Below are 276 nucleotides of genomic sequence, written 5' to 3'. Positions count from 1 at the left end.
GCCAGGTCGGTCATGTCCGCCCTTCTATCAGACGTCCCAGCCGGGCACGACCAGGGCGCGGGGCGCGAAGATGGCGGCGGCCTTGAACAGGACGCCCATCTGGTCGTCGTCAGTCAGGCGATGAAGCTGGCGGTCGATCACCGGCGCGGCGGCGGGCCGGGCGGTCTTCAACGCTTCGGCGCGGGCGTGAACCCCCAGGCGGCGCTGGAACTCGCCCTGAGGCAGGCAGCCGGTCACGTCGGCCCCGGTGTGAATGGCGGCCTCCAGCACGGCGGG

General features: G+C 72.5%; 1 protein-coding gene. It reads right to left on the bottom strand.

From position 1 onward, the window contains the following. Window positions 1–27 precede the first annotated feature (27 nt). A partial coding sequence (locus tag CVH10_RS20095; RefSeq protein ID WP_219924885.1) for a hypothetical protein occupies window positions 28–276 on the bottom strand: 249 nt, incomplete at its 5' end.

This window comes from Halomonas sp. ND22Bw, from assembly GCF_003011945.1.
GTDB lineage: Bacteria > Pseudomonadota > Gammaproteobacteria > Pseudomonadales > Halomonadaceae > Halomonas > Halomonas halophila.
The sequence above is the reverse complement of the archived record's forward strand: the minus strand, read 5'-3'. Positions and strand labels throughout refer to the sequence as shown.